The 14,670-nt window shown below is 41.5% G+C and carries 11 protein-coding genes; 10 read left to right on the top strand and 1 reads right to left on the bottom strand.

What is annotated here, in order from left to right; genetic code table 11:
* Positions 1-159: 159 nt before the first annotated feature.
* The 5 genes from rpsU to gltA all read left to right on the top strand — a co-directional run bounded on the left by rpsU (position 160) and on the right by gltA (position 5,094).
* On the top strand, positions 160-336 hold the full coding sequence (gene rpsU, locus EUBREC_RS08250; protein ID WP_006856185.1) for a 30S ribosomal protein S21: 177 nt from the start codon (positions 160-162) through the stop codon (positions 334-336).
* A 136-nt stretch (positions 337-472) separates the two neighbouring features.
* Positions 473-1,582 (top strand): CobW family GTP-binding protein, encoded by a 1,110-nt coding sequence (locus EUBREC_RS08245; protein WP_012742674.1) that lies wholly within the window; start codon positions 473-475, stop codon positions 1,580-1,582.
* Positions 1,583-1,627: 45 nt separating this feature from the next.
* A complete protein-coding gene (locus EUBREC_RS08240; protein ID WP_012742673.1) occupies positions 1,628-2,572 on the top strand; it encodes a TIGR03943 family putative permease subunit in 945 nt (314 codons plus the stop codon).
* A gap of 240 nt (positions 2,573-2,812) precedes the next feature.
* Complete coding sequence (locus tag EUBREC_RS08235; RefSeq protein WP_012742672.1) at positions 2,813-3,703, top strand: sulfide/dihydroorotate dehydrogenase-like FAD/NAD-binding protein; 891 nt, start codon at positions 2,813-2,815, stop codon at positions 3,701-3,703.
* Positions 3,703-5,094 carry an NADPH-dependent glutamate synthase gene (gltA, locus tag EUBREC_RS08230; protein ID WP_012742671.1) on the top strand — a complete coding sequence of 464 codons (1,392 nt, stop codon included), beginning with the start codon at positions 3,703-3,705 and terminating at the stop codon, positions 5,092-5,094. The genes EUBREC_RS08235 and gltA overlap by 1 nt, the downstream gene beginning before the upstream one ends.
* Before the next feature lie 113 nt (positions 5,095-5,207).
* On the opposite strand, the gene EUBREC_RS08225 is transcribed toward gltA, so the two are convergent.
* On the bottom strand, positions 5,208-6,296 hold the full coding sequence (locus tag EUBREC_RS08225; protein ID WP_041254054.1) for a pyridoxal phosphate-dependent aminotransferase: 1,089 nt from the start codon (positions 6,294-6,296) through the stop codon (positions 5,208-5,210).
* Between the two features lie 113 nt (positions 6,297-6,409).
* On the opposite strand from EUBREC_RS08225, the gene EUBREC_RS16620 reads away from it, so the two are divergent.
* The 5 genes from EUBREC_RS16620 (at position 6,410) to gltX (ending at position 14,663) form a co-directional block, all read left to right on the top strand.
* Positions 6,410-9,955, top strand: a complete 3,546-nt coding sequence (locus EUBREC_RS16620) for a DUF5717 family protein (RefSeq protein WP_012742668.1) — start codon at positions 6,410-6,412, stop codon at positions 9,953-9,955.
* Between the two features lie 11 nt (positions 9,956-9,966).
* Positions 9,967-11,205 (top strand): DUF5716 family protein, encoded by a 1,239-nt coding sequence (locus tag EUBREC_RS08215; RefSeq protein WP_012742667.1) that lies wholly within the window; start codon positions 9,967-9,969, stop codon positions 11,203-11,205.
* Between the two features lie 8 nt (positions 11,206-11,213).
* Positions 11,214-11,993, top strand: coding sequence for a hypothetical protein (locus tag EUBREC_RS08210; protein WP_012742666.1), 780 nt, complete (start codon positions 11,214-11,216; stop codon positions 11,991-11,993).
* Positions 11,983-13,131, top strand: coding sequence for a hypothetical protein (locus EUBREC_RS08205; protein WP_012742665.1), 1,149 nt, complete (start codon positions 11,983-11,985; stop codon positions 13,129-13,131). The genes EUBREC_RS08210 and EUBREC_RS08205 overlap by 11 nt, the downstream gene beginning before the upstream one ends.
* A gap of 77 nt (positions 13,132-13,208) precedes the next feature.
* Positions 13,209-14,663 (top strand): glutamate--tRNA ligase, encoded by a 1,455-nt coding sequence (gltX, locus tag EUBREC_RS08200; RefSeq protein WP_041254052.1) that lies wholly within the window; start codon positions 13,209-13,211, stop codon positions 14,661-14,663.
* Positions 14,664-14,670 lie beyond the last annotated feature (7 nt).

Below are 14,670 nucleotides of genomic sequence, written 5' to 3'. Positions count from 1 at the left end.
TTTACCTGATATAATTAAAATAATAATTTCTTGAAAAAATATCCGGATTTATCTTGACAAATCCGGATATTTTGATAAAATACATGTTAGTGCAATTAAGTATAGATACCTAACAGTTGATGCACAATACACAACTGGAGGGAGGTTAGGTTTTAGGTTATGTCTAGTGTAATAGTTAAAGAAAACGAGACTTTAGATAGCGCATTACGCAGATTCAAGAGAAACTGTGCAAAAGCAGGCATCCAGCAGGAGATCCGTAAGCGTGAGCATTACGAGAAACCAAGCGTAAAGCGTAAGAAGAAATCTGAAGCAGCTAGAAAAAGAAAATACAATTAATGTATTAGAGAGGACTACCGCGTGCGGTAGTTCTTTTGTTATGTGTCAACATAATTTAATAATAAAAATTTAATTTGCATATTTGTATTATTGCTAGTAAAATAGGACTTAGTGAAAAGAAAAGGAGTGAATTACAATGACAAAAATTGACATTATTTCAGGTTTCCTTGGAGCTGGAAAGACTACATTTATCAAGAAAATGATAGATGAGGCTTTTAAGGGTGAGCAGATAGTTCTCATAGAGAATGAGTTCGGTGAGGTTGGTATAGACGGTGGCTTTTTAAAGGATGCCGGCATTCAGATTACTGAGATGAACTCAGGCTGTATCTGCTGTTCACTGGTTGGTGATTTTGGTAAGAACTTAAATGAGGTTATTACTAAGTATCATCCTGACCGTATCTTAATCGAGCCTTCCGGCGTGGGTAAATTATCAGATGTCATGAAATCTGTTATAGATATCGAAAAAGAACAGCCGGTCAAGCTTAATGCACTTGTTACAGTGGTAAATGCACTTAAGGCAAGCAAGCAGATGAAGGCTTTCGGTGAGTTTTTCAACAATCAGATAGAGTATGCCACAACAGTGATCTTAAGTCGCAGCCAGAATGCTACACCTGAGCAGCTTGAGTTTTGTGTAAAGCAGATTCAGGCTTTAAATCCAAAGGCTTCAGTTATCACTACTGATTGGGATGCTATTAAAGGAGAGCAGATTCTTAAGACTATGGAAGGTCAGGACAATCTCGAGATGAAGGTGCTTGCTGAGGCACGCCATGCACAGGATGAGGCAGAGCATCATCATCACCATGACCATGATGAGCATGAGCATCACCATGACCATGATGAGCATGAGCATCACCACGACCATGATGAGCATGAGCACCATCACGACCATGACGAGCACGAGCATCACCACGAGCATGGCGAGGGCTGCACCTGTGGCTGTCATGACCATGAGCATGAGCACGGACATCATCATGCTGATGATGTATTTACAAGCTGGGGCAAGGAGACACCTCACAAGTTTGAGCGCGCTAAGCTCGAAGAAATCCTTAAGCAGTTTGTGGAAGATGACAAGATTCTTCGTTCAAAGGGCATGGTAGAGGGCACAGACGGCAAGTGGATTTACTTTGATATGGTTCCGGGCGAGTACGAGATTCGTGATGGCGAGCCTGACTATACAGGACGTATAGTTGTTATCGGAACAGATATCCACGAGCATGAGCTTGAAGAGCTTTTCGGACTTGCTTAAATGTATTTAATATAGTTACACAATAATCAGAAAGGAACTAACAAAATGGCTGAAGAGATTCCAGTATATTTATTTACCGGATTCATGGACAGTGGCAAGACTTCACTGATTAAGGATACCATTTTCGAGAATGATTTTGCTAATGGCTCAAAGGGGCTTATCATTATGTGCGAGGATGGTGATGTGGAGTATGATATGGATAAGCTAAAGGCTGCCAATATCCAGGTTGCAGAGATCGACTCGGAGGATGAGTTCGCAGCTGCAAAGCTGAATGAGCTCAACATGCAGTATTTGCCTGAACAGGTGTTTATCGAGTACAACGGCACATGGGGCATTGATAAAATAATAGAGGCTGAGCTGCCAAAGGGCTGGGTTATCGTGCAGTCGCTTGCCACAGTTGATTCCACTACATTTGACCTTTATATGAACAATATGCGCGCGATGATGCAGGAACAGGTATTTGCGAGTGATGTTGTCATATTTAACAGGACGGACGATGATACAGACAGAGGACACCTAAGGCGCACCATAAAGAATATCAACCGCAAAGCCCAGATAGTCTACGAACGCAAGGACGGTACTATTGATGAGCGTCCGGAGGAACTGCCGTTTGATATAAATCAGGATGTGATTGAGCTTTCAGATGCAGATTATGCCATCTGGTATATGGATGCCATGGAGAATTACAAGAAGTACGATGGCAAGGTTGTCAAATTTCTTGCTCTTGTATACAATCCTGATAAGCTTAGAAAGGGTGTTATGGTACCGGGCAGGTTTGCGATGACCTGCTGTATAGAGGACGTGACCTTTATAGGCTTTAAGTGCAAGTATGAGGATGAGAGCAGTATTCCTCACAAATCGTGGATTACCATCACCGCAAGGGTGCATGTGGAGTTTGCAAGAGAGTACAAGGGAAAGGGACCGGTGCTTTATCCGGTTTCCATCGAGCCTGCCGAGAAGCCGCAGGATGAGCTTGTATACTTCTCATAAAAGCTGATAAATACAGGAACCGGTTCATTTTTTGCATGAATTGGTTCCTGTTTTTGATATAAAGTACCGGACGAATGTCAGAAGATAACACAATTTCATAAGCATATAACATATTTTTATGGAATATCTAAAGAAATATATTGAAAAATTATATCATTTCATTTAAAATTAAAAAAGTATGAAATAATTGAGTATCAGATTACCTATGTAATGAGATAAGATTTAACTAGGAGGAAGACTATGTATCCAATAGTTCGAAAAGAAAAATTGGCTGACAATATTATCCTTATGGATATAAAGGCACCACGAGTTGCAAAAGAGTGTCTGCCTGGTCAGTTTATCATCGCAAAGACAGATGAGGTAGGAGAGAGAATCCCACTTACCATCTGTGATTATGACAGGGAAAAAGAGACTGTTACTATCGTAGTACAGACTATCGGTGCAGGAACAGAGAGAATGATGGCTCTTAATGAGGGAGATTCATTAGAGGATTTCGTCGGACCACTCGGCTGTCCATCAGAGCTTTGTCAGGAGGATAACCTCGAGGAGACAAAGAAAAAGCACATCGTATTTATCGCAGGAGGTCTTGGTACAGCTCCTGTATATCCACAGGTTAAGTGGCTTAAAGAGCATGGTGTGGATGCTGATGTCATCATGGGCTTTAGAAATAAGGATATCCTTTTCTTTGAGGATGAGATGAAAGCTGTTGCAAAGAATCTCTATGTTTGTACAGATGATGGCTCATACGGCTTCCACGGCAACGGCAGCCAGCAGCTTCAGGCACTTGTTGATGCCGGCAATACATATGACTGCTGTGTAGCTATCGGACCTATGATTATGATGAAATTCACATGTCTGCTCACGAAGAAGCTTGAGATTCCTACAATTGTTTCAATGAACCCAATCATGGTTGATGGAACAGGTATGTGTGGAGCATGCCGTCTGATCGTGGACGGAAAGGTTAAGTTCGCATGTGTTGACGGACCTGAGTTCGACGGACATCTTGTTGATTTCGATCAGGCTATGAAGAGACAGCAGCAATATAAGACTGAGGAAGGCAGAGCTAAGCTTGCCTATGAAGAGGGCGCAACACATCACGGTGGCTGCGGAAACTGCGGAGGTGACAAATAATGGAAGTCGATGTATTAAAGAGAGTACCTGTCAGAGAGCAGGATCCAAAGGTTCGTGCCACAAACTTTGAAGAGGTTTGCTACGGCTACAATAAAGAAGAGGCAATGGCAGAGGCAAGCAGATGCTTAAACTGTAAAAATGCACAGTGTATGAAGGGCTGCCCTGTTTCTATCAATATTCCTGCATTTGTTGAGCAGGTTAAAAATGGTGATTTCACAAAGGCTTATGAGATTATTTCAGAGTCATCAGCACTTCCTGCTGTATGTGGACGTGTATGCCCACAGGAGAGCCAGTGTGAGGGCAAGTGTATCAGAGGTTTCAAGGGCGATCCTGTCTCAATCGGAAAGCTCGAGAGATTTGTTGCTGATACAGCCAGAGAGAATGGCATCAAGCCAAAGACAGCCGCAGAGAAAAACGGCAAAAAGGTTGCTGTTATCGGTTCAGGTCCTGCAGGACTTACATGTGCCGGAGACCTTGCAAAGCTTGGCTATGATGTAACTATTTTTGAGGCACTTCATGCTGCCGGCGGAGTATTAAGCTACGGAATACCGGAGTTTCGTCTTCCAAAGGACAAGGTTGTTGCGGCAGAAGTAGAGAATGTCAAGGCACTTGGTGTTAAAATCGAGACAAATGTAGTTATCGGAAAGTCAGTTAAGATTGACGAACTTATGGAGGAAGAAGGCTTTGAGGCTGTATTTATCGGTTCGGGAGCAGGACTTCCAAGATTTATGGGAATCCCTGGAGAGCAGGCCAACGGTGTATTTTCTGCTAATGAGTTCCTTACAAGAAATAACCTCATGAAAGCTTTTAAAGAGGGTTATGAGACTCCTATCTCAAAAGGTAAAAAGGTTGTAGTTGTCGGTGGTGGAAACGTAGCCATGGACGCAGCCAGAACAGCTCTTCGTCTCGGTGCAGAGACACACATTGTATACAGACGTAGTGAGGCAGAGCTTCCTGCACGTAAAGAGGAAGTACATCATGCCAAGGAAGAGGGAGTTATCTTTGATCTCCTTGAGAACCCTACAGAGATTCTTGTTGATGAGAATGGCTGGGTTAAGGGTGTTAAGCTTATCAAGATGGAGCTTGGAGAGCCTGATGCATCAGGACGTAGAAGCCCTATTGAGATTGCCGGCTCTGAGTATGAGATGGAGTGCGATACAGTGATCATGTCACTTGGTACATCGCCAAATCCACTTATTTCCTCTACAACAATAGGTCTCGATACAAATAAGAGAAAGTGTATTGTAGCAACTGAGGATACAGGTGCAACTTCAAAAGAGGGTGTATTTGCAGGTGGAGATGCCGTAACAGGTGCTGCAACGGTTATTCTTGCCATGGGTGCAGGAAAAGCAGCAGCAAAGGGTATTGACGAGTTCTTATCTGCAAAATAATATAGACCTTAAAGCATATTCTATGTTTCACTTTATAAAAAAGCCTCCGGCTGGATTAAATCCTTCCGGAGGCTTTTTGGTTATATGTTATGTTTATATAAAGGCATTTAGCATCATTGTGTAAGGCAATTAATAAGCCTTGTGTTGTCCTCTGGCTTCATTATACAAAATCGTATGAACCGCTCCTTGAGTCCGGGGAAGGTAGAGCAATCCCTTATCATCATGCCCTGCCTTATGGCGCGCTCAAATAGCATATGTGCATCCACGCCTTCATCAAGTATCTTAAGCAGATAGAAGTTGCTGTAGGATGGATAAAGCTTGAATTTGTGTGATTTTTCAATCAATTGCCTGCATCTGGTTTTCTCCGAAAGTATCAAGCTTCTTGTTTTATCTATATATTCTTCATCCAAAAACATGGTTTCGCCTGCAACAACGGCGAGAGAGTTAATCATCCACGGATTTTTGTTTGTGTTTATGTCTGTAAGAATTTGTGAATTTGATGTGATGGCATAGCCCAGGCGAAGTCCCGGAGTGGCAAAAAACTTGGATGTGCCGCGTAAAATAATCACATTGTCAAACAATTCAGTCAGAGGTATTGCTGAAAGCTCATCAACATCCGGCACAAACTCTATATATGTCTCGTCTATCATCACATAAGTATTTGTCTCTTTACAGTGGGTTAAAATTGTTTTGAGCTTATCCTGTGTGATAAGACTGCCAGTCGGATTGTTGGGGTTACAGATGATGACAAGGTCGGTATCAGCTGTGATTGCAGAGATGAATTCATCCGAATTAATCTTAAAATCATCCTTTTCCTTAAGAAAATAGTATGAGATATCACTGCCGTTTATCCTTAAGTCGCGCTCGTACTCAGAGTAAGTCGGACCAAGCAGAAGTGTCTTTTTAGGAGCTGTAATCTGAATGAAAAGAGAGATGAGCTCCGTGCATCCGTTTCCGACTGTTATGTGATTGTAATCGCACTTGCAGTAGCTGCCGATAGCCTTTCTGAGAGAAGTATACTCCCTGTCAGGGTATTTTGTGATTGCATCAATGCGCTCAGACAGTGCAGTTTTTAGTTTACCGGATTCACCGAGTGGGTTGACATTTGCTGCAAAGCTCATAATATTTTCTTTCTTTATACCGTATATTTTTTCTATTTTTTCAAGGTCACTGCCGTGAAAATGCTCCTTTTGTTCTATCATTAGCTGTAATTTCCTTTCTATTTGCATTGCAACAGCATTGCAAATCGTATATAATTTACATTATATAATATGTATATAAAAAATCAACATTTAACGTAAACGGGGTAACAATTGTGCGAGCACGTATAGGGCAGATAGCTGCCGGCAGATTTAATGGCACGAAACCGATTTTGGCGTTTTCAGAGGAGACAATAGACCTTTCGGTCATTGAGGGAAGAAGCGAAGCGGGAAGCTTTGTAATAGAAAGTACGAATCAGATAAAAATCTGTGGCATAGTTTATTCGACTAATCCAAGGATGGAGTGTCTGAATCCGCACTTCGAGGGCGAGAAAGTCAGGATTCGTTATCAATTTAACAGTAAGGGCCTTACGGAGGGCGATACCTGCGAGGGCAAATTTGTGATTGTATGCAATCAGATAGAGTACAGTCTTTCTTTTTGTGCAAGAATCACAAGGCTCTATGCGGAAGCATCCACCGGAGCTGTAAAGAGCCTTGATGATTTTACAAGGCTTGCGGCATCCAATTGGGATGAGGCTTATCATCTGTTTTATAATCGCAATTTTTTAAACACAATTCCTTATGACAATGTATATGAGAGGCTGACCTATGAGGGCTTTGCCTGCGCCAGACCATCCGGTCAGAATATGGAGGAGTTTCTGATTGGCGTAAACAAAAAACAGCCTGTTTCCATTAGTGTAGACAAGTCAGAGGAGATTTTTATGGCTTCTAAAGAGCCACAGAGTGGATGCTTTACTATAACAAAGGATAACTGGGGATATACCGAGATACGCCTGCGCACGGATTGTGAATTCATAAAGCTGTCTAAGCCTGTTTTAACGCTTGATGATTTTATAGGTAAAACATATCTGTATGAGTATATCATCGATGCATCTGCGATGCATGCCGGACGTAATTTTGGCCGCATATATATTGATGGTGTATATCAGAGCTTTACAATAGATATCACGGCCGGTGTAAGAGATGATGATGGCAGTATAAGTGATATAGCTGTGACAAAGGACATAAAGGAATGCATGGTCGGAATCATGGAGCTTTATACCAGTTTCAGGCTGAAGCGGATAGTGACCGGGGTATGGGCAAACGAGACTATAAGCATATTAAACCACCTGCATGCACTCATGCCGGATGAGCATATGTATGAGCTGATGAAGGCTCAGGCATTTATTATCAACAGGCAAAGGCAGGAAGCTAAGTGGATTCTTGATGATTTCAAGCACAGTAATCCTGATAAGAAAGCTCCAATCTGGGGCTATTATCTGTATCTGATGACGCTGTTAGAGAGAGAGCCTTCATACGTTGACAATATGACACACGAAGTGGAGCTGATTTTTTATGAAAATCCTGACTCTGTGCTTTTGTTCTGGGTACTTTTATTTTTGAGGGATCAGTATTTTGATGACAGTGCCGGTAAGCTTAAAGATATAAAATACTGGGTACTGCGAGGCTGTTCGTCTCCGTATTTGTATATTGAAGCTTATTATCTTATATCACAGGATCCTTATCTGATAAAGGAGCTGTCGGTATTTGAGCTTCGCATCCTAAGCTGGGCCGTAAAGGAAAAGGCTCTGACAAAGGAGCTTGCCGGAGCAATCTTTGAGGCGGTTGATCTGGCAGGCGGGTTCGATAACAGAGTATATGAGCTTCTTACAGCAGCCTATGAGATATGTCCGGAGGCAGAGTATGTCGGCATCATATGCAGCTACCTGATTAAGGGACACAAAAATGATACCTGTTTTCATAAATGGTTTGAGCTGGGTATCGAGAATAAGCTGCGTCTGACAGGCTTGTATGAGTCGTATCTCCTTACGATGAATGACAGGCAGATTTCCCCTGTGCCAAAGATCATCCAGATGTATTTCAGCTTTGATAATAAGCTGCCATACCGAAAGCTTGCAGTGCTTTACAACAATATAATTGCTGCCAAGGAAACAGAGCCTGAGGTCTACCACAAGTACAGGAAAGCTATGGGCAGGTTTGCCATGGACCAGGCACAGCTTAGGCATATTGATGATAATCTGGCTGTTTTATACGAGGATATGCTTGAGTTGGGATTTATCAATGAAGAGCTGTCGGCAGCTTTTTCAGATATTATATATACCCACAAGCTTATTGTATTTGATAAGCGCATAGTGAGAGCTATCATATATCAGAATGAAATGAAGGAGCCTCAGATAGTTCCGGTTACAGACCAGTGTGCTTATTTTGAACTGTTTTCAAACGACTATGTTATACTTTTTGAGGACTCAAGGGGCTATAGATATGTTAAAAGCATCTCATACAGACTGCAGAGGCTGATGGATGCCGAGAAATACCTTGACAGGTGTATAAGCCTCTCGCCTGACAGACCACAGTATATAGTGTCACATTTTAAGCATGTAAGGGATTATTCTGATTTTACAAAGGATGATTTGAAGCTGTTTAAACCTGTATTTTATAGTGAATCCTTTTCTGATTCCTACAAAGCTGTTATGGGATACAGAATTTTAAAATATTGTCAGCTTCACGATTATGAGGATTACGTCAGGCCGTTTTTGCAAAGCATTAATTTTGATACCCTGCAAAAGGATGCAAGAAAATATCTTATTGACATGCTTGTATCAAACCGCCTCTATGAAAAGGCATATGATATGGCCATGGAGTATGGAATAGACATGCTTGCTGCCGCATCAAAGGTGGTTTTGTGTGAGAATGCGCTTAAAGTGCAGCATGTAGATGATGATTTTATGGTGCAGCTTGCCATATCTGCCTTTAAAACAGGCAAATACAGTGATCTGGTGCTTAAATACCTGTGTGAAAACTATACCGGGCCTACAGACGAGCTGATTAATCTGTGGCATGCCGCTGATAAGTTTTCAATATCTTCCATGAAGCTTGATGAGCGTATTCTCGAACAGGGTATTTATACGCAGATTGAGCCTGAAAAGATATCGGATATCTTTATGGAATACTATAAAAGAGCCGGAAATGATAAGCTGATTTTAGCTTATATATCTCTTGTGGCACATGGATATCTGCATAGTGGCGGGTGCAAGGCTGATTTTATTTTTGATATTATCGAAAAGCGATTTATTGGAAACAGAACATTAAATGATGCCTGCCAGTTAGCCCTATTGAAGCATTTTGCTGAGAAAACGGATATCACTCAGGCTGAGCTTGAGATTGAAGATACATTGCTTAAATATTATATATATAACAATATGTATTTTGATTTTTTTGCGAGGCTTGATTACAGACTGCTGGAGAAATATTTCCTCTATGACAAGGCATTTTTACAGTATGAGAGTACTCCGGGGACTCATGTTGTGCTGCATTACAGCCGAGACGAGGATGGCGAAGAGTTTAATTCAGAGGATATGGTTGAGATGTACGACGGCATATACGTAAAGACATTTGTCATATTTTTCGGTGAGCTGATCAGGTATTATATTACTGAGGAGCATGACAACAGCATAGAGGTGAAGGAGAGCAATCGTCTTACATGCAACAATATACCGGGTGACAATGATCACAGCCGCTATAATCTGATTAATGAGATGATAATTTCAGATACACTGTCTGATGAGACAACCTTAAAGAGCAATATAGACGAATATAAAAGGCTGGATGCTGCGACTAAGCAGCTGTTTAAGCTGATTTAAGAGGATTTATAATGGGACATAATGGCAATTCATACTATATAGGCATAGATTTAAATGACAGCTATGCTATGGTTAGTTTTTTTCAACAGAATATGAAAGAGCCGGAGACTGTCAGCACTGTTGCGGGCAGTGAGGAGTTTCAGATTCCTCTTGTACTTGCACGCCGTAAGAGCATTGGCAAATGGTATTATGGAGATGAGGCAAGAAGACTCTCTAAAAGCGGTGAGATGGTGTGTATTGACCAGCTGCTTAAGAGAGCACTGAATAGTGAAAAAATAGTCATTGATGATGATTCATTTATGGCAGAGGAGCTTTTGGCCTTGTTTCTTAAAAAGGTTATGGAACTGCCATCCAAGCTTGGTAATCCTTCATCCTTTGACAGGCTTGTTATATGTGTTGACAGGCTGACAAAGGAGAACGTGAGCATGTTTTATGGCATGGCGGTCAGGCTTGGCATAAATTCCAGACAGCTTACGGTCATAGACCGGAAGGAGAGCTTTTATTATTTTGCACTGAACCAGGACAATTCACTGTGGCTTCATGATGTGGTGATGTTTATGCAGGAAAAGGAGAGTATATTTTTTTATTCCCTAAAGAGGGATCTTCGCACAACGCCACAGGTAGTATCTATAGATGAAAGCATAAGCTATACTCTGGATAAAAATGATAAGGACAAAAGCTTTTTGGATATAATAAATGAGAGCTTTAAGAATCAGATTATCTCAACGGTCTTTCTCGTGGGAGATACGTTTGCTGAGGGCTGGATGAAGCAGTCTGTTGCACTTTTGTGCAAGGGCAGACGAGTGTTCATGGGCAATAACCTCTTTACTAAGGGAGCATGCTATGCGGCAGCCACGAGGGATAGGGAAGCAGAATGGCCTTTTGTATATATGGGCGAGAATGAGATGAAGTTCAATCTGAGCCTTAAGGTACATGATAAGGGAGAATTGTCGTTTTATAATCTTATCAGTGCCGGAAGCAACTGGTTTGAATCCAAGGGGCAGTGTGAGGTTATAATTTCAGGCTCTTATGAGGTGGATTTCTGGAAGCAGCTTCCTAAAAGCCGGGAGGCAAAGATTGAGACACTAAGACTTACGGATATGCCGCCCAGGCCGGATAGGGCTACACGCATCAGAATTACGGCGACACCTGTATCTGATGACAGGATAGATATAGAGATTAAGGATTTAGGATTTGGCGAAATATTTATGAGCTCGGGCAAAGTCTGGCACTATGAGATGACTATGTAGGAGGGTATATGGGAGAATTATTACTGTGTAATGAAGCTATAGCAGCCATGCCCTATTACATAGAGGGTGTGTCTATAAATGTTTACTCAATAGAGGAGCTTAATTATTATATAATCAACAATACATATCTTTTGGATGATGACTTTATGAGTCTTGAGCTGTGCACCTGGATTGAAAACCATGCACATCTGCCAAAGCTTGCCATGCATCTTAGAACCATTATATCCACAAACGGCAGACTGTCTGCTTTTGTGACTGAGCTGCTTGAGTACAGCGGCTACTGCACTAAGGAGGAGCTTAAGAACACACATGATGCACTTAAGGAGCTCGAGGAAAAGAGCGAGTTTGAGTGCTTGAAAATCAGGGCAGACAGACTGATGGAGAAGAAAAAGTACACTGCAGCAATTTTTGAATACAAAAAGCTGCTGTCATGTGAGGATGCAAAGCATACTGAGCGTGAATTGTACGGAAACATATATCACAATCTGGCTACAGCCTATGTGCAGCTGTTTTTGTTTGATATAGCAGCGGATTTATATCTTGAGGCTTTCAGGCAAAATGGGGACAGAAAATCACTGTGGTCTTGTCTATATGCCTATAAGCTTGATAATAACGACATAGGATATGCCCGTATTGTCAGGGAATATAGTGTCACAGAGCAGGAAATAAATAATCTGGACAACGTATTAAAGGGCGTATATGCAGAAGCTTCAGATGGTTGCGATGAGGGCAGACCAAAAGAAACAATTTTGAAATACAAAGAGGATTACAGGGCGCATGTTATTTAAACGCAAAAAAAAGACCGATGATACACAATTACATATTGAGAGTATACCGGATGAGAGTACTAAAGGGTTCAATGTAGTTGAAATATGTGAACAGATGGTTGATGCCGCCAGAGAACTCGAGGATAACAGAACAGAGTATGCACTTGTCACAAATTATCTGACTGACATAGAAAGGATGGAAAATATGTCAGAGACAGATAAAAAGACCATGAATGATGCGGCTGCAAACATATTGACACTCGAAAAGACCAGAAGTGATTTTTTAAAGACCAAAAACCGCATATCAGACAGCCAGTATGCGCAGATGCAGCAGCTGGAGGATGAGATTCCGCGGGCAATAAAGCGTCTTGAAAAAAACGAAAGCAGTCTGGATGTAATAAATAAAGACCTGAGGTATCTCGAGGGAGAAAAAGTGCAGTTCGATATAGATGGTGAATATGCCAAAAGCAGACAGCGGGCATTTAGGGTGTACGCAGTGCTTTTAGTGATATTTTTTGCTGTGGTGGTAGCTGTATGCACGCTGATGCAGATTGTATATGGAGCCGATACCACTATCTTTATGCTTATCGGGGCACTTCTTTCAGCGGTTGCAGGCTCGTTTGTGCTTTTGACATATCAAAGCTATTCAGATGAAGTAAAAAGCGCTGCAGCATCCAAAAATAAAGCAGTAGCTCTTGAAAACAGAGTAAAGATCAAGTATGTAAGTATAAAAAATGCTGTTGATTATACATACGAGAAGTATCATGTGAAGAATTCAAAGGAATTTGTATACAACTATGAGCAGTATCTTCTCGCTGTAAAAGACAAGGAGCGCTTCAGAAGGACAAACGAGGATCTGGAATACAACAGCAAAAAGCTTGTTTCGGTGCTTAGTAAAAATGACTTCTACGATGCCAGAGTATGGCTCAACTACACAAACGCTATTGTGGATCACAAGGAGATGGTTGAGCAGAAGCATGAACTTATAGTCAGGAGACAAAAATTAAGGGGCAGGATGTCCTGCAATGTGGAGACTATAACCAGGCTAAGACGCGAGATTTTATCACACAGGAACGAGCTTGGTGACAGAATCCACGAGGTAAACAGAATTTTAAATAAAATCGCAGAGCTTGATATGGAAGTTCAATCTGAGGATTGATAAAATTTCCATATTGTTATATAATTTCAAATTGAAAAATGACTAAAAAATATTAATATAGAGGAGCACATTTTAAAATGAGTAAGATTAGAACAAGATTTGCACCAAGCCCGACAGGAAGAATGCATGTAGGAAATTTAAGAACAGCACTGTATGCTTATCTGATTGCAAAGCATGAGGGCGGTGATTTCATTCTCCGTATAGAGGATACAGATCAGGTACGCCAGGTGGAGGGTGCTGTTGATATTATAAACAGGACACTCGAAGAGACAGGACTTGTCCATGATGAGGGACCTGACAAGGATGGCGGATGCGGTCCATATGTGCAGAGTGAGCGTGTGGCACAGGGTATCTACATGAAGTATGCAAAGGAACTTATTGACAAGGGAGAGGCATATTACTGCTTCTGTGACAAGGAGCGTCTTGACAGTCTTAAAACAACTGTTGCAGGAAAGGAAATCTCTATATATGACAAGCACTGCTTGCACCTGTCAAAGGAGGAGATTGAGGCAAATCTCGCGGCCGGCAAGCCATATGTTATCAGACAGAACAACCCTACAGAGGGCACAACCACATTTGAGGATGAGATTTACGGAGATATCACAGTAGATAATGCAGAGCTTGATGATATGATTCTTATCAAATCTGACGGATATCCTACATACAATTTCGCAAACGTAGTAGATGATCACCTGATGGGCATCACACATGTAGTCAGAGGAAACGAGTATCTTTCATCATCCCCTAAGTATAACAGACTTTATGAGGCATTTGGATGGGATGTACCTGTATATGTACACTGTCCGCTTATCACAGATGAGGAGCATCATAAGCTTTCAAAGAGATGCGGTCACTCATCCTTTGAAGATTTACTGGATCAGGGATTCCTTACAGAGGCTATTGTAAACTTTGTAGCGCTTCTTGGCTGGAGTCCTTCAGACAATCAGGAGATCATGTCACTTCCTGAGCTTGTTGAGAAGTTTGATTATCATCATATGAGCAAATCACCTGCTGTATTCGACTTCACAAAGCTTAAATGGATGAACGGAGAGTATATAAAGAAGCTTGATTTTGACAAATTCTATGAGATGGCACTGCCATACATTAAGGAGGTTGTCACAAAGGATTATGACCTTAGGAAGATAGCAAGAATGGTCCAGACACGTATTGAGATATTCCCTGATATCAAGGAACATATTGATTTCTTTGAAGAGCTTCCGGATTATGATATTGCAATGTATACTCACAAGAAGATGAAGACAAACCCAGAGACATCACTTGAGGTATTAAACGATGTAGTTCCTATTCTTGAAAGCTGTGATGATTTCTCAAATGATGCACTTTTTGAGACTCTTAAGGCATATGCTACAGAAAAGGGCTATAAGATAGGCTATGTTATGTGGCCAATCCGTACCGCTGTTTCAGGCAAGCAGATGACACCGGGCGGAGCTACAGAGCTTATGGAGGTGTTTGGCAAAGAGGAGTCTATAGCCAGAATTAAGAAAGGCATAGAAAAGCTTTCTAATAACTAATCTATTA

Source organism: Agathobacter rectalis ATCC 33656 (assembly GCF_000020605.1).
Lineage (GTDB): Bacteria > Bacillota > Clostridia > Lachnospirales > Lachnospiraceae > Roseburia > Roseburia rectalis.
This window is presented reverse-complemented; position numbering and strand designations above follow the sequence as displayed.

What these genes read in the sequence shown, in the direction of transcription:
- rpsU (WP_006856185.1), top strand. Translation starts at nt 160, where the DNA reads ATGTCTAGTGTAATAGTTAAAGAAAACGAGACTTTAGATAGCGCATTA.
- EUBREC_RS08245 (WP_012742674.1), top strand. Translation starts at nt 473, where the DNA reads ATGACAAAAATTGACATTATTTCAGGTTTCCTTGGAGCTGGAAAGACT.
- EUBREC_RS08240 (WP_012742673.1), top strand. Translation starts at nt 1,628, where the DNA reads ATGGCTGAAGAGATTCCAGTATATTTATTTACCGGATTCATGGACAGT.
- EUBREC_RS08235 (WP_012742672.1), top strand. Translation starts at nt 2,813, where the DNA reads ATGTATCCAATAGTTCGAAAAGAAAAATTGGCTGACAATATTATCCTT.
- gltA (WP_012742671.1), top strand. Translation starts at nt 3,703, where the DNA reads ATGGAAGTCGATGTATTAAAGAGAGTACCTGTCAGAGAGCAGGATCCA.
- EUBREC_RS08225 (WP_041254054.1), bottom strand. Translation starts at nt 6,296, where the DNA reads ATGATAGAACAAAAGGAGCATTTTCACGGCAGTGACCTTGAAAAAATA.
- EUBREC_RS08215 (WP_012742667.1), top strand. Translation starts at nt 9,967, where the DNA reads ATGGGACATAATGGCAATTCATACTATATAGGCATAGATTTAAATGAC.
- EUBREC_RS08210 (WP_012742666.1), top strand. Translation starts at nt 11,214, where the DNA reads ATGGGAGAATTATTACTGTGTAATGAAGCTATAGCAGCCATGCCCTAT.
- EUBREC_RS08205 (WP_012742665.1), top strand. Translation starts at nt 11,983, where the DNA reads ATGTTATTTAAACGCAAAAAAAAGACCGATGATACACAATTACATATT.
- gltX (WP_041254052.1), top strand. Translation starts at nt 13,209, where the DNA reads ATGAGTAAGATTAGAACAAGATTTGCACCAAGCCCGACAGGAAGAATG.